Genomic DNA, 20,414 nt, shown 5'->3' on the forward strand with positions numbered 1-20,414 from the left:
CGCCACGGGCGATATCCCCCATCTAATCGAGCCGGACGGGGAGCAGCTTCGTTTTCTCTCTGCGAATCTCTTTATTTCGGCGTCCTTATCTCCGGTGATTCCATTCTTCGTTCCCGTACTTCTCCCGGACGAGCCGGTCGGCCAGCTCCCGCTCGTAAGGCGTCAGCTCGCCCGGAACGAGCTCGGCCTCAAGCCCCCTGGCCAAGCCCTCGAAGAACGCGGCCTCGACTCTCGGGAGGTCAACGGCCGGCAGGTTTTTGGCTTCCAGCAGCTCATTGATCGCCACGGCCTTGCGGAGAAACGACTCCTTCATCCGGGTCTTGATCCGCTCGCTCGGGAACCGGAGCAGATCGAACAGCAGATCGGCGTCGAGGTCGAGCAGGATCGAGCCGTGCTGAAGTACGACTCCCCGGGCTCTCGTCTGGGCGCTGCCCGCGATCTTCCGCCCCTCCACGACCAGCTCGTACCAGGAAGGCGAATCGAAGCAGGCGGAGGAGGACCCCTCCGGCGAAGCGTATTTGCGCTTCTCCTCCTCGCTGGCGAGCGTCACCATCTCCGCATCGAGCCCCAGATTCTGAAATCCGTACAGAAGTCCGACGCTCAATACGCGGTACGCCTCCGTCACGCTCTTGGGAAGCCCCGGATAATCCTCCGACACGATCAGGCTGTAAGTCAGCTCACGGTCGTGCAGCACCGCCCGTCCGCCCGTCGCGCGCCGCACGTAGCCGATGCCCAGCCTGTCGAGCGCCTCGAAATCGACCTCCTCCGAAGCCTTCTGAAAATAACCGACGCTGAGCGACGGCGGGTTCCAGCCGTAGAAACGAACCGTCGGCGGCACGTTCCCTTCGCTGTGAGCCGTCAGGATCGCTTCGTCGATCGCCATATTCTCCGCGGGGGAGAGATTCCCTGTATGAATAAAACGCCACCTGTGCATGGGCTTCCTCCTTGTCGATCGGCATCGGTTCGAACAAATGTTCTGATAACCTCTATCATACTTCAATTCCGTCCCTCTTTCAAGCGTACCCGAAGCCGTTTGAAACGGCAACCTTTGGCACATACTGTAGAAAAAGTCCGAAGGGGTGCGCCGGCATGAATTCATCTCGCAAGTCCGTCCGCGACGCAGAAACCGTGCGGAGCGTCCACGACCGTCTGGAGCTTCATGTCGACCGCAGTTGGCTCGCGGAGATGACGGAGCGGTCCGACCGTAACGGGCCCTGGGACGACTGGACGCTGTTTCAACTGGCCTGGGAAGCCGAACATGCCACGGCCATTCCGAATTTCGACGAGCTGATCTCGCTCTCCCATATCCCTCGGCTCGAACCGATGCCCCATCAGATCGACACCGCGCGCAAGGTGCTGCACGAGATGCGGGGACGGGCGATACTGGCCGACGAGGTCGGCTTGGGCAAGACGATCGAAGCCGGGCTCATTCTGAAGGAATACATGGTGCGCGGTCTGGTCCGCAAAGCGCTGATTCTGGTGCCGGCCTCGCTTGTGCTGCAGTGGGTGCGGGAGCTGAACCAGAAATTCGGCATCCAGGCCGTCGCGCAAAAAAAAGAATACATGTGGACGCAATACGACGTGGTGGTGGCCAGCATGGATACGGCGAAACGGGACCCACACCGCGGCATCGTGCTCGGCATCGACTACGACATGCTGATCGTGGATGAGGCGCACAAGCTGAAAAACAAAAAAACGACCAATTACCGGTTCGTCAACGAGCTGCGCAAAAAATATTGCCTGCTGCTGACCGCAACGCCGATCCAGAACGATTTGTCCGAGCTCTACAACCTCATCACGATTCTGAAGCCGGGACAGTTGGGCGCGCAGACGAGCTTCCAGGCGAATTACGTGGCGGACAAGCGCGTTCCGAAAAACGAGGACAAGCTTCAGGAGGAGCTGTCCAAAGTGATGATCCGCAACCGGCGCAGCGACGGCGGCATCTCCTTCACGAAACGCGTCGTCAAAAACTTCCTGCTGGATCTGTCTCCCGAAGAAAAACAGCTTTACGACGGCGTCACCGGCTTCGTTCGAGGCCGGTACGAGGAAGCGAAAAGCCAGGGCGACTGGAGCAGCGCGCTCGGGCTGCTGACCCTGCAGCGCGAAGTGTGCTCCAGCCGGGATGCCGTCTTCGTCACGCTTGTCAACCTGTTCAAAAAGACGGCCGAGGACTCTCCCCAGCGCGCGCGCATTTGGGAGCTCGTGGAGCTGATCCGGGCCATCCAGGCGAACACCAAGGCGGAAAAAACGATGGAGCTGCTCGAGGAGATCGGCGACAAAGCGATCGTGTTTACGGAATACCGGGCGACGCAGGAGTATCTGCTCAAATATCTGAAGGAGCGCGGCATCGCCGCGGTGCCGTACCGGGGCGGCATGAACCGGGGCAAAAAAGACTGGATGATGGACTTGTTCCGGAACCGCGCCCAGGTGATGGTCGCCACGGAGGCGGGCGGCGAGGGCATCAATCTGCAATTCTGCCACCATATCGTCAACTTCGACCTGCCCTGGAATCCGATGCGGGTCGAGCAGCGGATCGGCCGGATTCACCGGCTCGGCCAGACGCGGGACGTGCATATCTACAATCTGAGCACCCGCGGTACGATCGAAGAGCATATCCTGTCGCTGCTGCATGAGAAAATCAATCTGTTCGAGCTCGTCATCGGCGGGCTGGACGTCATCCTGGAGCGGCTGGAACAGGACGGCTCCATCGAAAGCGGCTTGTTCCGCCTCGTGATGGAATCCGGCACCAACGAGGAATTGCGCTCCGGGCTGGAACGGATCGGCCAGACGTTTCACGACATCCGCCGGCAGATCGACGGGAAACGTCCCGAGCCGGGCGGGAAACGGGCCGCGACGGCTCGCCGCTAGACGCCGGGCATCCAAGGAGGGATTCGGTTGAACTCGCGTCAGGTGCAAAAGTTCGTGCTTCGTTATCTGGAGGCGACGCAATGCCAGATTCTCGAAAAAAGCCCTTCCCACGTGACGGTTCGGTTATCGCCCGAGGCGGACAAAGCCTTGACGAACCGCACCTACTATTGGAGCTTCGTGGAGCGAACGGGAGTCGAGCCGGAGACGATGACCTATACGTTTCTGTTTCAGCCCGAGGAAGAGCATAAGCCGCCCGCTGGAGCGCAGCCTCCCGTCGCGGACAGCATTCTCGGACGGTACTTCGGCGTCTCGGGCGGGCCTCCGGCGGGGCAGCGCATTCCCCGGGACTTCGTCGGGTTCGGCTCGCGCCGGCTCCAGCAGTTGTTCGATATCGTCCGCGAGCGGGGACGATTCGTCCAGCTATACGAGGAGCCCGCCGCGCGCGAAGACCGGAGCGGGCTGCACTCCTGCGTCAGTTGGCTGCTGGTGAACGTCAAAGTCGAATTTTTGTGCGACATGAAGCGGGAAGAATTGCATTCGCTGGCGATCTCGCTCGACAACGGCGAAATCATCGAAGACGCATACAGCCGGTTCGTGACCCGAAAGCTGTCTCCCCGAATCCCCTCCCGCGTATATGTCGGCAAGCCGCAATACACGCTGCACCGGGCCATGTCGATGCTGGAGACCCGGCTGGAGAAACTAATCAAATCGTACGATCACCGCTGGGCGGACGAAGCTTATGCGAGGTGGCAGGACGAGGCGGCGCGCGTGGACGGATATTACAGCGGCCTGCTCGGTTCGACGCCGGCAGGCGGCGGAGACGGCGATGCGGCGCAATTGGCCGAACGCGAAGCGATCCGGGAACAATACGAGCTGCGAAAAAGGGAAATCGAATGGCAGCATAAACCGAGAATCTCCGTCTCGGTCGTGAACGGCGGCCTGTTTCATCTGCTGCGCTGATCCGCGCGATTCGCGGAAAAAATCGGTTGGCCGCCCGACAGATTGCGGCAGCATCCGCCCGGCGCCTTCGATTACAATGAAATCCAAGCCGCCAAAAGGAGTGTTGGCATGAACGAATTACGAATCCGCGCCGGTATGGCGGCCCTTGTGCTCGCGGCGGCTCTGTCGGCCGTACCCGGGCTTCGCGGAGCGACCGCCGCCGCCGGACAAGCGATCGCGTACGGGCAGGCGTCCCCGCACGGACAAGAGCCGGAAGCGGAAGCCTCGATGGACGAACATATCGAACAATGGATACAGGCCCTTGCGGAGACCGAGCCGTTCGCCGAATGGCTGGGCGCATCCTGGGACAAGCAGCCGCTCGGTCCGGGCACCCACGCATGGGTCGTCGTGCTGTCGCGCGAAGGGCGCGATATCGGGTATCTGGTCGTGGAAGCTCTCGCGGACGGGGATTATCGGCTGGGGGAATACGGCTCCGGCGACTATCCGCTGTTCGGCACGAATGCGCTGTACCGGGAACTGGTACGGCACGGCATTTATTCCTATACGTCAATCGACCGCTGGTACCAGGACGGGTTGCACGCGCTGTGGATCGTTCGCACGGCCGATTCGGACACGCCGATCCTATTGGACGCGCGGACGGCGGAGTGGCTGCCGCTCGAATCCGTGCCTTCCGCCGAAGAGGCCCCGGATACGGGCGCGGGCGGCAATCCGGTCCCGCAGGACGACAGCCGCCAGGTGATCCGCTCGCAGCAAGTGGAATCGTTCGACCCCTACGACGATCTGAGCTGGCTGATCGACGCCCCGCTGGATATCGATCAGGCGCAAAGCTTGATCGACACGCTGGAGGAAGCGGGCAGACTGACCTTCGTCTCGAAGCTGTACGGCAAGCGCATCACCGCTCCCCTGGCCGTAACCGGCTATCAGGAGTGGTCCGACGGACGGCTTTATATTCGATTGGAGCAAAGCGGCGTCCGTTATTTGCCTTGGGGCGGCTGGATTTCGTTCGGCCGGTTTTACGGTTAGCCCGTCCCGTCACCCGATCGGTTTCTCTTCCTCTTCCCATACGATTGGCGCTCCGGATTGAGACGGGGCGCCCCTTTTTTTCGCCGCCAGACGCGAGATCCGTACGCCTACAGGACGCAGCCACATCGCCAAGGCGATCGGCAATTGGCCGAACCACCGCGTCTTCCACGGCTCCCTGGCCGCCTTCCGGTGCGCCCGGAGCTGAATGCGTCTGTTGCGGCGTTCCTCGGGCGGCAAGTCCATGTACTCTACGAAATCCCGGGTCCACTTCATGAGCGTCTCGTTTGGTTTCATGGCTTGGGTTCACCTCCATCCCTAGCGTAACCGCACCGTTATTCGGCCATACGCGGGAGAAGGAAAAAAATCCCCGCCTCCCGAAAGCCGGGAGCGGGGATCGCTTAAAACCACCCTTACATTTTTTGCGGCGCTTCGAGCCCGATCAGGGCGAGTCCGGTTTTCAGCACCGTCTGAACCGCTTTGACCAGACCCAGGCGGGCGGCGCGCTGGCCTTCGTCGTCCACAAGAATCGGACAGTCGTGGTAGAACCGGCTGAAGCTTTGGGCCACATCCACGAGATGCCGCGTGATGATGGACGGTTCGAGCTTTTGCTGCGCCTGCAGCACGCGCTCCGGGAACAAGTAGAGCTCGCGCAAAGCCGCCTGCTCGGACGGATGCGTCAGCAGAGCCGCCTGTTCCGGCGTCACGGCCGGCGCCTCGATCGAATCCGTGCCCGAAGCCTTCCGCAGCACGCTGCAGCAGCGGGCATGCGCATATTGCACGTACGGGCCGGTCTCGCCCTCGAAATTCAGCACCTCGTCCCAAGAGAAGACGACGTCCTTGATCCGGTACGTGCTGAGATCGTTGAAGACGATCGCGCCGACGCCGACTTGTCTCGCGACCTCGTCCTTGTTCTCCAGCGACGGATTTTTCTCGCTGATGATCTGCAGCGTCTGATCGATCGACTTCTGCAGCAGTTCCTCAAGCAGAACTACGTTGCCCTTCCGCGTGGAGAGCTTCGCGCCTTCGAGACTTACTTGCCCGAACGGGACGTGCACGAGATCCGCAGCCCAGTCGTAACCCATCAGCTCGATAATTTTGAACCATTGGGCGAAATGCAGGCTTTGCGCGGAACCCGTGACGTAGATACATTTGTGGAAATCGTACGTCTTCTTGCGGTAGAAGGCGGCGGCGATATCCCGCGTATGGTACAGCGTCGCGCCGTCTTTTTTGACGATCAGCACGGGAGGCATATTGTACTCGTCAAGCCGGACGAGCTTGGCCCCGTCGTCTTCCACCAGCAGGTTTTTGGCCTCCAGCTCTTCGATGACCGCCCCCGTCTTGTCGATATAAAAGCTTTCGCCGAGATCGGAATCAAACGTGACGTTGAGCAGGCCGTAAATTTTATTGAACTCGCGGTAACTGATCTCGATAATCCATTTCCAGAGCCGCAGGCATTCCTCGTCGCCCTGCTCCAGCTTGACGAACAGCGCGCGCGCCTCGTCCTCCAGCGCCGGATTTTTCTCCGCTTCCTCGTGGAACTTGACGTACAGGCGAAGCAGCTCTTCGACGCCTTCCCGCTCGACCTTGTCGGCATCGCCCCACAATTTGAAGGCCGCAATCTGTTTGCCGAACTGCGTCCCCCAGTCGCCCAGGTGATTGACGCCGACGCAGGTGTAGCCGAGGAACTCGTGAATCTTGTAGAGCGCGTTGCCGATCATCGTCGAGCGCAGATGGCCGATGTGGAACGGCTTCGCGATATTCGGAGACGAATAATCGATGACGATCGTCTTGCCCGCTCCGATCGTCCGGGAACCGTAGCGTTCGCCCTCGCGCAGCACGGCGCCGAGGACGTCCGCCGCGAACCGGGCGCGATCCAGCTTGAAGTTCAAATAACCCGACACGGCTTCGACCGAAGCGATAGCGGGATGAGGATCGAGCTGTTCGGCGATGCGGGACGCGATCTGCTGGGGCGCTTGCCGCAACTGCTTGCTGAGCTTGAAGCAAGGCAGGGACAGGTCGCCCAGTTCCGGATTCGGAGGGTATTCCAGAAGCTCCGCCACGGTCTCCGCGTTCAGCTCCGGCAGCTTGGCGGCGACGAGCTCCGCCACGACCGCTTTGTAATTCAACATATGGTACGTTCTCCCTTCGACAGATGTCCATTACATTATCTTAACGTATTGTCCGAACCGGTTGCAACAGCTTTGAACCGCGGCATCCGGACCATCCGTCGAGAGAACAATTCGTCGGCTCGCTTCCGCCTACCTCCTGGCCGCCTTGCCGGCCAATCGGTTTCTTACGACAGCCATGCAGAACAGCAGCGCGGGAAGAATCACGAACACCGTCATGATCGAGAGGGTCACGGACGTTGATATCGCATGCGTCAATTCCTGATAATTGGGCGCAACCCATATGCTGAACAACACTAACAGCAAGCCGAGCGGAAGCACAAGCGGTCGATAATCGGACAATCTCATCCATTGGGCGGCGCCAAGAGCGGTCACGTAATGGAATACGCAGATTTTCACAAACGCGCCCAACACCCAAATGGCCATGTACAGCGATTCCAAATGGGTGAAAAACTCGGCCAGGTCGATGTACCTCGCAAGAATCAGAAAGGGATACGTAAAGCTGCCCGTTATGTCCCCCAGAAGCAGCAGGGTCGCCAGATTGGACACAACCAGTGTCAGGACTACCATTAAAAACGTAATCCAGATACTTATTTTCGCCTTTCCTTGATCCGCCACATAAGGAAGAAAATACGACACGGTGATCAATTCGGCAAACCAGGTTTGCAGGACGAACGATCCCTCGATCGAAGGCCTAATCCCTTCTCCCATGATTGGAAGCATATTCGACAATTTCAGATCGGGAATGATCGGAACAAGGATGAATAAAAACAACGCGAGAAAGGCGGGAAGAAACAGTTCGGAAAACCTTCCCAAAATCTCCACGCCTCCGCGTACGGCTATGGCGCAGATCAGCACCATGCTGCCCGTCACCACGATAAGCGGGGTATTGAGCAGGAAGGCACCGACTACGAATTCGCCGTATTCCCGGACGACAATGCCGTTGAGATACAAATAATATAACGGGAACATGAACCCGATGATCTTTCCGAGGAACCGGCCGACGATGCGTTCGCTTGCCTGGACGAGATTGAGGCCGGGATACATGCGATGGAGCTGCAACGCGACATAAACGGCAATCACCCCGCTAAAAGCCCAGAAAGGCGAAATCCACAGATCCTCTTTCGCAAATATGTACGTAATCGCAGGGGTGGAGAGAATCGCTGTAGGGGTGGTGGCCAAATACATCATCATTCCCAATTGGGAAGGGGAAATTCTCGCTTTTTCGATCATCCTTCTCATCCGCTCCTTTCCATGGTCAATTTCTCGACAATGTTCACCAACGGTTTGTACACGGCGTCAATGAATTGCGTGGGCCCCGGCGTTTCCGGATAAAACACGAGCAGACAAGCCAAAATTCCTCCCAAAACGGTGAGTGCGGCAAAGGCGTTTTTTTCTCTTTTCATCCATCTTTTCATTCTCGGCCATTCATACAGGGTCATACAAACCAGAACGGCTGCAATCCCCAAAACCACCGCCCATTTCATTTCTGGCTCACTCCTGTTTCGGCTTAAAAATGCTTTTGCCTGTCATTCCTGGCCTGGAAATTTTAGGGTTCGTCTCCAGCTTGACTTTCAGATTCGGATAAATTTCGTCCCAGCGGTTTTTGTTTCGATTCCATTCTTTCGGATACTTGTGGTAAAAAGCATCGGCAAAACCGAAAATGTCCGCTTTCATTTCTTTTTGGGCTTGTGTCAGGGCCATGTTCGCACGATGTTCGATTACGGCTCCCAATTCTGTTTCCAATTGTTTGACATACTTCGGATCGGCAAGATCCAGGTCCGTTGTATTTTCGACGATGTCGTCAATCGTGTTGAACCGGACGGTGACGCTCCAATCGTTCCCCTGAATGTGCGGAACCAATTCCGTATAGCTTCTCAGCAGCTGGAAGGAAATATAACCGTCTGCGTTTTTCGGGGAAATGGTTGTGGTTGCCCTTTTGATTTCGTTTCTCAGCCACAGGACCCCCCGGGTTGCGTTATCGTTCATGCGCCCGACCATTTTCCCGTTTTTCAATACGGCCGTTCCGTTCAAAAACGGAAACGCTTCCTGGGCTCCTTGTTCCGGTTCGATTTGCACCAATGGAATGACAGCCGCCCTGGATTTGCCGGCTATCATTTGCAGCAGTTCTTTTATCGTGATACTCAGTCCGGTTTGCGACTCGGCCATTTCCCGCAGCGCTTTGGCAATCGAGCGCTCAATAGGGGGCTCAAGCCGCAGAACATCTTTCGCTGTCGTTTTGCTGACGAGTACGTGTACCCGTTCCCTCGGAGCGGGGTGACGCGTAAAATATTCCATCGGTTCACCAATTCCTTCTTTCGCCAGGCTTTCCCCAATAACGAGCACCTCGGCCTGCCCCCAAAACACTTTGCGGGTGAGCACCTGCTGCAATTGGGCTGCCGCAGCCGCCATGGTCAATCCTTTCACCGACCGTACGATCGACCGTCCGGCCCCCCCGCTATCGCTGGAGAACCCTCCCATCTGTTGAGGAGATGCGGGTGACGTCAGATATATTTTGACAGACAGCTCCATTTGATGATCTTCCGACTGATCCAAACCGATAGCTGTAATGATCGCCAAATTGTTCACTTCCGTACTGTCCCAACAGCCGGATAGCAATAGCGCCTGTATAGACAGGGTTAAGAGGAGAAGAACGGTTTTGCGTCTGAGATCCATGAAAATCCCCTTCCGAATTATCTCCCTTCATCCCCTTGGTCCGGACCTTGCCGTCTCCCTGGGGCCTGCCGATAGGGGTTCCACATTCCGGTCAAGTGCGGGCGCGTGTTCATCATCCAACGCGGAGCCCGCCATAGTATATCTTTCAAGTCGCGGCCTTTCATCGGCGCCAGAGGCGATAAATAGGGAACCCCGAAAGAACGAAGGGTGAGAAGATGATTCAAAATAACAATCACCCCCAGGATCACGCCGAGGAATCCCAGGAACCCTGCAAGGAACATCATGGGGAAACGAAGCAGCCTGACGGCCATTCCGACGGTAAACCGGGGAGCCATAAACGAAGCAATCCCCGTAATGGCCACAACCATCACCATCGGAGCGGATACGATTCCGGCGGCAATCGCCGCTTGACCGATGACAAGCGCCCCGACAATGCTGACGGCGGTTCCGATCTGCTTGGGCAGTCTGGCGCCGGCCTCGCGCAGCGCTTCGAACATGGATTCCATAAGCAAGGCCTCCGCAAGAGCGGGAAACGGCACTTGTTCGCGCGATCTCACCATCGTTAACAGAAGGGGAGGCGGAATCATTTCCTGGTGAAACGTAATGACGGCGACGTATACTGAAGGCCCCAGCAAGGAGATGGCGAAAAACAAATAACGCAGCCAACGGATCGCCGTACCGACAACGTATCGCTCATAATAATCTTCGGGCGATTGCAGCAAGGCAAGAAATGTCACCGGAGCGATCAGCGCACTGGGAGTGCCGTCGATCATTACGACGACATGCCCTTCCAACAGATAGGCGCTTGCCACATCCGGCCGTTCCGTCGAAAGAAGCTGAGGGAAAGGAGAATACGGATTGTCTTCAATCAATTCCTCGATATACGCGCTTGACAATATTCCGTCGATCTCAATCCGCCGCAGCCGGCTCATCACTTCCTCGACTAATGAAGGAGCTGCAATTCCTTCGATATAGGCAATGGCGATCGGCGTTGCGGAATAGGTCCCGATGTTCATCGATAGGATTTTCAGGTCCGGGGTTCTTACTTTCCGCCGCAGCAAAGACGTATTGGTCCGCAGCGATTCGATGAATCCTTCCCTTGGCCCCCGTAAAACCGACTCGGCCTTAGGTTCTTCAATGGCGCGTTTATCCCACTTGGACAATCCAATCGACAATCCTTGATTTTCCTGTTCCATGATCAGAACCGGATTCCCGCCGGATACTTCTTCAATGACATCCGCTGCGCGTTGCACCTGTTTTATAGACGAGACGGCGATTTTTTGGCGAATGTTCGCAAGCGTGTATTCCCGGGAAAATTCCTCCTGCAGCGGCGCGAGCACATGCTGATCAAGCTCATCGGTATTGGTAAGACCGTCGATGTATAGAAGAACGGCTCTGGTTTGATCGCCAATCAAAAATTCGTGAAAAATGACGTCGGAACAATTCGCGTAGATGCTCTGAAGCAGTTGGAGGGTTTCGTCCAGATTTTCGGAAAGTGCCGTTTGAGTTTGCGGATCATGGTCTCGCGGACCTGCGATTGCCGTATGTCGCTGATCGGAACGCGGCGGTCGATTCCAAAAATATTTTCTCATTTTCCCCAACAATCCCCTCGTCGAAGATCATTTTCCTCCTAGTATGGTTTGTTCGGCCTTTCGGTATGCAAACACATTAGGAAGCAACAAAAAAGGGACAACGGCCGTTATCGGCTTGTCCCTTGCTTCCGACGGAATCGTATTATTTCTTTAAATGATAGGGAACGGTTGTGACAATCACATCTTTGCGAAACAACAAATGGGCCCGAATCATGAAACTCGTCTGGTTGTGCAAAAGGTTGTGCCATCCTTTTTTGGGAATAAATTGCGGAATAATCACCGTTACCTGGTCATTCGATTCCCTGGCTTTGCGCTCCACCACGTCGATAAACTTCATCAAAGGCTGGATAATGCTCCTGTACGGAGAATGAAGCGTAACCAGCCTCACATCCGGCCTCCACGCCTTCCATTTTTCTTCGAACAACGCTTCGTCTTCCCGTTCAAACGGGATGTGCACGGCAATAATCTGTGCGGGCGACAGAGATTGGGCATATCGGATGGAGCGTTCAACCACATTCGTAATTCCGGCCACAGGCACAAGGATGACATTCCCTTTCATGGACGACCGGGTGCAGCATTTTGCCTATCTTCCAAGTATGATGTATAGACTGTTTCATCGGCCGACTTTTATGCATCGAAGACTTGTCCGAAATGAAAAAAGGGACAACCTGTCCCTCACGGTTGTCCCTGCAAATTCGATTCGCGATGCGGTCGAGAGGACTCGAACCTCCACGGCTGTTACACCACTAGAACCTGAATCTAGCGCGTCTGCCAATTCCGCCACGACCGCATATGTAGCGCCGACTTATCGCGTCAGCGAGACTTATGGTAGCATGCTGCCCATGCGAGTGTCAAGCCTTGTCCAAAAACTTTTTGCCGAAAAACGGTACGGCATGCTTCCGCTTGCCCCTGCCTTGGACGCCCCGGATTCAAAATTCGTCCCGGAGCATTTGGAGGAGTAACAACAGCAGATGTTTATTCATAAATTGAACGTGTAGTTTGTCGACGGGAGGGGTATTTCGCCAGCGTCACTTAATATTATTATGCGGAGGCTGTGAAAATGGATCATTTCAAAAAAGAACTGAAAAAGTTGAAGGTTTCGGAATTTAATGCGGGAGAGGCGACGCCCTGGAATCAACAGAACCAGAACCAGCACGAGCCCGATCCGTCTCGTCTGTGCGTCTTGTTCTGCGGAGGCTTTTGCGGCGGATTTTGCGGAGGATTTTGCTCTACGCAATGTTTTAACTGTTTCCGATGTCAAAATTGTTTCCGTTGTCAAAACTGCTTCCAATGCGCCCGTTGCCAAAACTGTGCCCGCTGCCGGTAACCGCCCGCCCGGCAAACGAGGTAAAAATTCGCATCGCCTCAGTCATAAGCCCGGCTTCCCGGGCTTTGATTGTTTGGGCATGAGGGACAAATCGCTACACATAAGATTACTGTGGCCATCGTGCGCAGATTGGAAAACGGCTCGCGTAGGAGGAGTATCATGATGGATTTGAGCCCTTTGGTGCGTCTGAAAGTGAAAAACGACACGTTTTTTTTCCCCGACGACAACGGCGGCGTTTATTTTCGGAACAATCGGGTCTCCTTCCGTATGGAAGGCGAGACGATCGACCAGTGGATCGAAAATCTGTTGCCGGTGTTGAACGGCGAACATACGCTGGAAGAGCTGACCGACGGATTGCCGGACGAATACCGGGCCCGGGTGTACGAAATCGCGCAAGTCTTGTACCGCAACGGATTTGTCCGGGACGTAAGCCGGGACCGTCCGCACCAACTGGACGATGGCGTTCTCCGAAAATACGCTTCCCAAATCGAATTTTTGGACAACTTCGGGGATTCGGGCGCTTACCGCTTTCAAACGTATCGGCAGGCAAAAGTGTTGGCGGTCGGCTCCGGCCCGTTTATGGTTTCGTTGGCGTCGGCGCTGTTGGAATCCGGATTGCCCCGGTTTCACTTGCTGATTACGGATTCGGCGCCGACCAACCGGCAGCGGTTGGCGGAGCTGGCGGCGCATGCCCGCCAAACGGACCCCGAGGTGGCGGTTGAAGAGGTCGCCCAGGGAAACAACGGAGCGAATTCCTGGCGGGAGACGGTGCGGCCGTACGACGCGGTCGTATACGTGTCGCAGGAAGGCGACGTTGAGGAACTGCGGGCGATAAACGCGGCTTGCCGGGAGGAGAAGAAAATATGGCTACCTGCCATATGTCTTGAGCAGGCGGGTCTGGCGGGCCCGCTGGCTCATCCGCAAGCCGGAGGATGTTGGGAATCGGCGCTGCGCCGGCTGCACCGGTCCGCCATTCTGAAAGACCCGAAGTCGCACGCCTTCTCTTCCACAGCCGGTGCGATGTTAGCCAATGTAGTCGCGTTTGAACTGTTGAAAACGGTCGCGGGCGTAAACGAATCTGCAGGGGCAAACAAATTTTTCCTGCTTGATCTGGAGACGTTGGAAGGAAGCTGGCATTCGTTCTTCCCTCATCCGATGGCGAACGGACTTGCGGCGGCCGAACGGATCGAAGATTTCGAACTTCGGCTCGAACACGGCTCGGGCGCAACGGAGCCCAACCGGCTGCTTCCATATTTCAGCCGGTTGACATCGGCCGAATCGGGAATCTTTCACCTTTGGGAGGAAGGGGAATTAAAGCAGCTTCCGTTGGCCCAATGCCGCGTTCAGGCGGCCGACCCGCTGTCGGAGGGACCTGCCGGGCTGTTGCCGGAGACGATCTGCGCGGGGCTGACCCATGAGGAAGCGCGGCGGGAGGCGGGGCTGGCGGGGATCGAAGCGTATGTGTCGCGAATGGCCGGCCGGCTTGTGCCGCCGCTCCCCTCCCATTCGGACGAAGCCCGGGAATTTATCGGCGTCGGCGCGGGCGAGACGGTTGCGGAAGGCATCAGCCGAGCCTTGCACAAATGTCTGGAGGAAGCATGGCGCAAACGGCCGGCGGACGGGCAGCCTGCCATTGTGCCGGTGCGGATGGGTGCGGTCGAGGACGAACGCTGCCGGTTTTATTTGCAGGCGTTGACCACATGGCATGGCGCGCCGCCGGAGATCGGCCTGGGGACGGAAGTGCACGGCTTCCCTGCGGTGTGGGTCGGCGCGAACGGGAGCTGGCACGGCAGCGTGGGCTTGCATCCGACATTGGCGCTGCGGGAGGCGCTGAAGCGGGCGCTGCAAACCGCGCAAAACGCCGGGGCCGGACTCCCGCCGCACGCGCCGGAAGCATCGCCCGCGCTTCCGGACGAACACGCGGCGCCGCCGGAACTTGCAATTCCCGCGATTGAAGAGGCGTCCCGCGCGGAAGTGCTGCGGTCCGCCTTGCGGATATTGCAACGGAACGGCAAGCGGCTGCTGGTCTTCGATCTGGCGCGGGAACCGTTTTTGCAAGAGGAACTGGCGGGAGTGTTCGGTGTGTTGCTGACAGAGGGGGAATCCCGGTGAGCGATGTTGTATGGATTGTCGGAGAAGGGCTGCTGGCGGACTATGCGGGCGAAGTGTTGTCCGCCTCGTATCGGATATTCCGTCAAAGCGACTTCGGGCCGGACGGGCCGGAAGCGGCGGATTTGGCTCTGGTGCTGCACGATGGCTGGCATCCGTCCGTTCATCTTATGGCGGAAGAAGTTTTTCAGGCAAGAGGAATCCCGTGGCTGCGCGGCTTTGTGTCATTGGGCGAAGGCGTAGTCGGGCCATTGGTGCGCCCCGGCGCGCCAGGATGCTCGCGCTGCGCGGACATGCGGCGTCTGATGGCGGGACGCGACCGCAAGGAGATGTGGGAGCTGCAGCAGCGGCTGGCGGCGCGCGGGGAGACGCCGCGCGATGCGTGGGCGTCGCGCACGGGACTGTTGCAGATGGCCCATCTGCTTGCGGAGGAGGCGCGGAGGATTTTGCAAGGCGGCCGGGCCCGCACGGAAGAACGGATGTTTTTGATAAACCTGCACACGCTGAGAAGTTCGCTTCACTTCTTTTTGCCCGATCCGCTGTGTCCGGTCTGCGCGCAATTGCCCGAAGATTCTTCGGAAGCTGCGCGGATTACGCTGCGGCCGAGCCCGAAGACCTCCCCCTCCAGTTACCGCACCCGTCCCATGGACGATCTGAAGAACGTGCTGGCCGCCTCGTATCTGGATTACCGGACGGGTTTATTAAACGGGAAAATGTACGACTTCGTGTCGCCGTTCGCCGACGTGAGCGTGAATTTGCCGTTGTTCACGGATGACGAATCGTCCGCGGGCCGGACTCATTCCTATGCGGATAGCGAATTGACCGCCATTCTGGAAGGCTTGGAGCGGCACTGCGGTCTGGCTCCCCGGGGCAAACGGACGGCCATCCGCGACAGCTTCCGCAATCTGCAGGATCAAGCGATCGACCCCGTCAAGGTCGGATTGTACACCAAGGAACAGTATGCGCGGCCCGATTTCCCGTTCGAGCCGTTCGACCCTGACCGCCCGATCGATTGGGTCTGGGGCTATTCATTTTTGCAGGATCGCCCCGTTCTGGTTCCGGAGCTGCTCGCCTATTACAGCACGAGCTGCGGGCATGGCTTCGTCTATGAAACGTCCAACGGATGCGCGTTAGGGGGCAGTCTGGAGGAAGCCATCTTCTACGGAATTTTGGAAGTGGTGGAGCGCGACTCGTTCCTGATGACCTGGTACGCGCAACTGCCTCTCCCCCGCCTCGACCCCTATTCCGCCGGCGACCGCGAACTGCGGCTGATGATCGAACGGCTGCAGGCGGTGGCGGGATTCGAGGTGCTGGTGTTTAATGCGACGATGGAGAACGGGATTCCCAGCGTTTGGACCGTGGCGAAAAACACGAAACCCAGAGGGGTGAATCTCATCTGCGCGGCCGGAGCTCATCCGGACCCGGTACGGGCGGTGAAAAGCTCGCTCCACGAATTGGCCGCCATGCTGATGACGTTTGACGAGAAATTCGAGTCCAACCGCGAGGAATACATGCAAATGCTCCATGATCCGTTTCTCGTCAGGCAGATGGAAGACCATTCGATGCTGTACGCCTTGCCGCAAGCGGAGGAGCGCCTGCATTTTTTGCTGGACGGCGATCGCCCGATGCGGACTTTTGACGAGGAATTCGGGCCGAAGGCGCGGCATGCCGATCTGACCGACGATCTGAGGGACCTGCTCCGGTCGTTCCGACGGTTGAACCTGGATGTCATCGTGGTGGACCAGACGACTCCGGAGATTCGGCGAAACGGTCTGTACTGCGTGAAAGTGCTGATTCCGGGGATGCTGCCGATGACGTTCGGCCATCGCTTTACCCGCTTGGCAGGGCTGGAGAGGGTGTTGCGGGTGCCGGCGCAGCTCGGGTATGCGAAAGAGCCGCTGACGCCGGAACAGCTTAATCCGCATCCGCATCCGTTTCCGTAAGCCGTGCCGAGGAGGAGGAACCAGGGTGAATCTGGAGGCATTTCTGCACCATCTGCATGTTAAGACCGACAAGGCCAGACCGCCCGACTGGGAGGTGGACTGGGCGGACGCGCCGCTCGCGTATAAGCTTTACCGCGGCTTGCCTGCGGTTCCGCTGTCTCCGGAAGTACCGCTGACGCTGGAAGGGCGGGATTCGCCCGCCACACCCGGCTTGCGCGAGATCGGGCATTTTCTCTGGTACGTGTACGGGCTTACTCAATGGTACGAGTCGGTATTCGCTTCGGATGCCCCGGAGCCGGAGACGGGGACGATGCAGATGTGCCGGCGCTTCGTGCCGTCCGGCGGGGCGTTGTATCCGAACGAATTGTACGTGTATCTGAACGTGGAGGATGCGCCTGCGGGGGTGTACCATTACGATGCGGCCCGCCACCGCTTGGTGTTGTTGCGCGAAGGCCGCTTCGACTCCTATCTGGCCCGGGCTCTCGGCAACCGCTGCGACGTGTCGGCTTGTTTTGGCGCGGTTTTTGTGTCCGTTATGTTCTGGAAAAATTACTTCAAGTATCATAACTTCGCCTATCGGCTGCAAGGGCTGGATACCGGGGCGCTGCTCGGACAGCTCCTGGAGGTGGCGAAACGGTTCGGTTTCGCGGCGGGAGTATGCTTCCAATTTCTCGACCGGGCTGTCAACCATCTGCTCGGGCTGTCCGAGCGGGAAGAGAGCGTATACGCGGTAATTCCGATGTCGGCCGAGCCGGCGAACGCTTGGTTCGCGGACCGGAACGACGAGACAGGGACGATACAGGCCGACGAATTATGCCGGGAGCTCACGGCCGTCCGGCACGATCACTATGTCCGGTCGCGCAAGGTCGCGCCGTATCCGATGCTGATCCGGATGAACGAAGCGTCCATGCTGGCATCGACGCAGTCGTTCCGGCGGCTCCGGGGGGAGCATCGCGTCGTAGAAGAAGGCCGGGCGGTCGCTTTGCCCGGCGTGAAGCGGTTGCCGTACGATCTGGCGGCGGCGTGCCGCAGACGGTATTCGCCGGAAGCGGATTTTGTATTGGGCGAGGTCGGCCAATTGCAACTGGCCGCTCTCTTGCACGAGGCAGCGGCTTCCTTCTGGTACCGGAACGATCTGGATGAAGCGCAAGAGTTGCCGGGCGGCCGCGTCTCCGTGTATGGCTGTTTGTACGGCATAACAGGCATTCCGGACGGCGCATACCGCTATGACAGCGAATCCCATGCTTTGCGGGAGATACGGCCCGGCGATCACCGTCTGCGGCTGCAGCAGGCCATGTCTCTGCACAATGTCAATCTGTTTCAAGTGCCGATATGCCTGCACGTGGCCGGGGACCAAGATCACCTGACAACGGCGCTGGGGTACAGGGGCTACCGCATTCAGCAGATGGAAGCGGGCATGCTCGTGCAACGTTTGCTGTTGGCAGCGTCCGCCATCGGGATGGGAGGACATCCGCTCCTCGGATTCGACGTGGAGTCGTGCGACGAGATATACAAGCTGGCGCCGCAAGGAAAAACCAGCCTGATCCAAATCCCGACCGGTCCCTACCGTCCTCGTCCCCGGTTAAAAGGAAGTCTGCGCGGATAAAGGGATTGAATTAGTAACATGCCCAAAAAAGCGCGGCACTCGCATTCTTGCGTAACCGCGCTTTTTCGATGAGTATATTTTAAGCAATCTGATGCACGGACCACACAATTCCTGCCGAAGAAGTAACTCCGCTAAGCAAAGGGATATAGCCGGAAAAGCCATTCCTTCCCGCCACAGGCGCTGTTGCACCTGTTGGGCCGGTTCCTCCGGTCGCCCCTGTCGCTCCAGTCGCCCCCGTCGGCCCGGTCGCCCCCGTCGGCCCCGTCGCTCCAGTCGCCCCCGTTGCTCTCCGACGCCGATGATGATGGAGGATAACGGCCACAAAATGGCGAAGCTGGCGCTGTAGGAGGCAGACAGTTGTCCTTGGTATGTCTTGGTCCCGTCTACTCGACGCGAATCACACGAAAACCTTGATCGGGGCCAAAGCCATTCGCCTCGAACTTCCCCCGAAAAGTTATCTCGTTGTTGACGACGTCGCCGATCCAACCGCCGCCCTTCACAACCCGGTAAGAGCCGCCATCACGATCCAAGTCGTCTCCGTACCAATTCCAGCACCATTCCCTTACATTACCCGACATATCGTAGAGTCCTAACTCGTTGGGTTTCTTGGCACCGACGGGTTTTGTTTTATTTTGATTGCTTTCTATGGTACTCCAGTTCCAATCTCCTGATAAGTAGCGATTTCCGGCATTTCTCCAATACCACGCCACTTCATCTGCATCATTGCTTCCGCTGTATGTGTAACCCTTGCTCATATGACCTCCGCTTGCCGCATATTCCCACTCCGCTTCTGTCGGTAATCGGTAACCATTCGCTCCTTCATTGATCGTTACGGTCCATTTGATATGATCGTGTTCGCTCTTATTGTTCGGGTCTATTTTACTTTTGTCTATATTGTAATAGGGTTTTAAGCCCTCTTTTATACTCCTCTTGTTACAGTACTCAACAGCGTCATACCAGCTGACCATTTCTACCGGCAAATTATCGCCTTTGAAGTTAGAAGGGTTATTTCCCATTACCTCAACCCACTCTTTTTGAGTCACCTCATATTTGCCGATATAAAAGCTCGATAGGGTTACACTTTTTCCATAGTAGTTGGACTTTGCGTTCCTAACCGTTCCGCCTTGGACGAATACGAAGTTATCGTTCTTTTCAATATTTTCTATCTTTTTGTCCGAACAAGCGCTGACAACAACTAGGATTAATATTAAAAGAAAAAAGAATAGCTTTCTCATCGACGGGTCTCCTTTAACAAGGATTCGTTTCCTCTCTCCGCAAGTACCTTTTGTTGAAAGATATAAGGCCGCCGGCTGTGAGACCGGCAGGCCTTTGGCAATATCAATCGTCAAAATAGTTCCTCAATATTCGGGAAACGGTCTGGCGCCCGTCGGTTGCCCTGCTTGCAGTGGATCTGTTACCACACCGTTACATTGGAACTTCCGCTGCTTTGATATCCCTCTGTCGCTAACACCTGGTAGGCCCAGCTGCTCCCCAGATTCATTCCTGCATTCCTCCAAGCGTTAACGTGGTTGCCGAAAGTGATGGAGACGTTGCTGCCGGTCGGTCTCTTCGACTGCCGGACACTCCAGAACTGTTGGAAAGTTTGTGTGCCGTCAATCGAAGGCGCGTTGTACCGCATAGTCGTATAGATGTCATAGGTGCCGCCGTCACTGGTCACTGTGCCTTTATACGTTCCCGTCGGTCTATAAGTGCCCCAGCTATCCACGACGTAATATTCAATGAGAGCGTTTCTTGTCCACCCATAGAGAGTCAAATACGCATTGCCGGACGGCGCCCAGACACCGGCATTGTAGTTGACAACCCTGGTTGGCGATCCGGTAGACCAGCCTTTACCGACAACAAAATTTCCGGAATTTGTCCATGTCACGCTGTAATTGCCGCCAGATCCGTTGGTAGCGTTTACTGTTCCGCCGCCATCGGTCCAATATTGCCAATAGTTAGTCGCTGCATTCGAGGTTGCCGAAAACATGCTAAAGCTCATTAAAGCTGCAACAAATGCCGTCATGGCCTTCTTTTTCAACTTAATCATTATTTCCCTCCCACTATTATTTAATGTTTTCTCGCGTTTTCTCACTCGTTCTTAGATTTTCAACCATCGACCATCCTGAAAGATGGATAAGTCATGTAGCTATGACATAATTTTCTGGAGGAGCCGGAGGCGGG

16 protein-coding genes, 1 tRNA gene and 1 pseudogene are annotated in these 20,414 nt (G+C 57.1%); 7 read left to right on the forward strand and 11 right to left on the reverse strand.

What is annotated here, in order from left to right; all coding sequences use genetic code 11:
- Nucleotides 1-85: 85 nt before the first annotated feature.
- Complete coding sequence (locus FE781_RS02730) at nt 86-934, reverse strand: lipoate--protein ligase family protein (protein ID WP_138788086.1); 849 nt, start codon at nt 932-934, stop codon at nt 86-88.
- Nucleotides 935-1,089: 155 nt separating this feature from the next.
- On the opposite strand from FE781_RS02730, the gene FE781_RS02735 reads away from it, so the two are divergent.
- The 3 genes from FE781_RS02735 to FE781_RS02745 all read left to right on the forward strand — a co-directional run bounded on the left by FE781_RS02735 (nt 1,090) and on the right by FE781_RS02745 (nt 4,851).
- A complete protein-coding gene (locus tag FE781_RS02735; RefSeq protein WP_138788087.1) occupies nt 1,090-2,868 on the forward strand; it encodes a DEAD/DEAH box helicase in 1,779 nt (592 codons plus the stop codon).
- A 27-nt stretch (nt 2,869-2,895) separates the two neighbouring features.
- Nucleotides 2,896-3,828: a YqhG family protein gene (locus tag FE781_RS02740; RefSeq protein WP_138788088.1), complete on the forward strand. Its 933-nt coding sequence runs from the start codon at nt 2,896-2,898 to the stop codon at nt 3,826-3,828.
- A gap of 108 nt (nt 3,829-3,936) precedes the next feature.
- On the forward strand, nt 3,937-4,851 hold the full coding sequence (locus tag FE781_RS02745; RefSeq protein WP_138788089.1) for a hypothetical protein: 915 nt from the start codon (nt 3,937-3,939) through the stop codon (nt 4,849-4,851).
- A 9-nt stretch (nt 4,852-4,860) separates the two neighbouring features.
- Here FE781_RS02745 and FE781_RS02750 read toward each other — a convergent pair whose 3' ends face one another.
- From FE781_RS02750 to FE781_RS02785, 8 genes and pseudogenes are all read right to left on the reverse strand, one after another.
- The gene (locus FE781_RS02750) at nt 4,861-5,145 is read right to left on the reverse strand and encodes a YqzE family protein (protein WP_138788090.1); all 285 of its coding nucleotides are present in this window, start codon (nt 5,143-5,145) and stop codon (nt 4,861-4,863) included.
- A gap of 116 nt (nt 5,146-5,261) precedes the next feature.
- Nucleotides 5,262-6,977: an arginine--tRNA ligase gene (argS, locus tag FE781_RS02755; protein WP_138788123.1), complete on the reverse strand. Its 1,716-nt coding sequence runs from the start codon at nt 6,975-6,977 to the stop codon at nt 5,262-5,264.
- A gap of 132 nt (nt 6,978-7,109) precedes the next feature.
- On the reverse strand, nt 7,110-8,210 hold the full coding sequence (locus tag FE781_RS02760; protein ID WP_138788091.1) for a GerAB/ArcD/ProY family transporter: 1,101 nt from the start codon (nt 8,208-8,210) through the stop codon (nt 7,110-7,112).
- Between the two features lie 5 nt (nt 8,211-8,215).
- Entirely contained in the window at nt 8,216-8,464 is a 249-nt protein-coding gene (locus tag FE781_RS02765) for a hypothetical protein (protein WP_138788092.1), read from the reverse strand.
- 7 nt (nt 8,465-8,471) lie between these two features.
- Entirely contained in the window at nt 8,472-9,653 is a 1,182-nt protein-coding gene (locus FE781_RS02770; RefSeq protein WP_138788093.1) for a Ger(x)C family spore germination protein, read from the reverse strand.
- A 17-nt stretch (nt 9,654-9,670) separates the two neighbouring features.
- Nucleotides 9,671-11,245, reverse strand: a complete 1,575-nt coding sequence (locus FE781_RS02775) for a spore germination protein (protein ID WP_138788124.1) — start codon at nt 11,243-11,245, stop codon at nt 9,671-9,673.
- A 142-nt stretch (nt 11,246-11,387) separates the two neighbouring features.
- A pseudogene (locus FE781_RS02780) lies at nt 11,388-11,804 on the reverse strand (amino acid permease); the annotation flags it as partial.
- 147 nt (nt 11,805-11,951) lie between these two features.
- Nucleotides 11,952-12,035 (reverse strand) — tRNA-Leu (locus FE781_RS02785).
- 270 nt (nt 12,036-12,305) lie between these two features.
- Here FE781_RS02785 and FE781_RS18110 point away from each other — a divergent pair.
- The 4 genes from FE781_RS18110 (at nt 12,306) to FE781_RS02805 (ending at nt 18,230) form a co-directional block, all read left to right on the forward strand.
- Nucleotides 12,306-12,572, forward strand: a complete 267-nt coding sequence (locus FE781_RS18110; RefSeq protein ID WP_138788094.1) for a heterocycloanthracin/sonorensin family bacteriocin — start codon at nt 12,306-12,308, stop codon at nt 12,570-12,572.
- 159 nt (nt 12,573-12,731) lie between these two features.
- Nucleotides 12,732-14,684 (forward strand): putative thiazole-containing bacteriocin maturation protein, encoded by a 1,953-nt coding sequence (locus tag FE781_RS02795; protein WP_138788095.1) that lies wholly within the window; start codon nt 12,732-12,734, stop codon nt 14,682-14,684.
- A complete protein-coding gene (locus FE781_RS02800) occupies nt 14,681-16,624 on the forward strand; it encodes a TOMM precursor leader peptide-binding protein (RefSeq protein ID WP_138788096.1) in 1,944 nt (647 codons plus the stop codon). Before FE781_RS02795 ends, FE781_RS02800 begins: the two co-directional genes overlap by 4 nt.
- A 25-nt stretch (nt 16,625-16,649) precedes the next feature.
- The gene (locus FE781_RS02805) at nt 16,650-18,230 is read left to right on the forward strand and encodes a SagB family peptide dehydrogenase (RefSeq protein ID WP_138788097.1); all 1,581 of its coding nucleotides are present in this window, start codon (nt 16,650-16,652) and stop codon (nt 18,228-18,230) included.
- Between the two features lie 383 nt (nt 18,231-18,613).
- Here the strand turns inward: FE781_RS02805 and FE781_RS02815 are convergent, their stop codons facing one another.
- On the reverse strand, nt 18,614-19,465 hold the full coding sequence (locus FE781_RS02815) for a formylglycine-generating enzyme family protein (protein ID WP_138788125.1): 852 nt from the start codon (nt 19,463-19,465) through the stop codon (nt 18,614-18,616).
- A 179-nt stretch (nt 19,466-19,644) separates the two neighbouring features.
- Complete coding sequence (locus FE781_RS02820; protein WP_138788099.1) at nt 19,645-20,280, reverse strand: glycoside hydrolase family 11 protein; 636 nt, start codon at nt 20,278-20,280, stop codon at nt 19,645-19,647.
- Nucleotides 20,281-20,414: the final 134 nt, after the last annotated feature.

This window comes from Paenibacillus thermoaerophilus (assembly GCF_005938195.1).
GTDB classification, from domain to species: Bacteria; Bacillota; Bacilli; order Paenibacillales; family Reconciliibacillaceae; genus Paenibacillus_W; species Paenibacillus_W thermoaerophilus.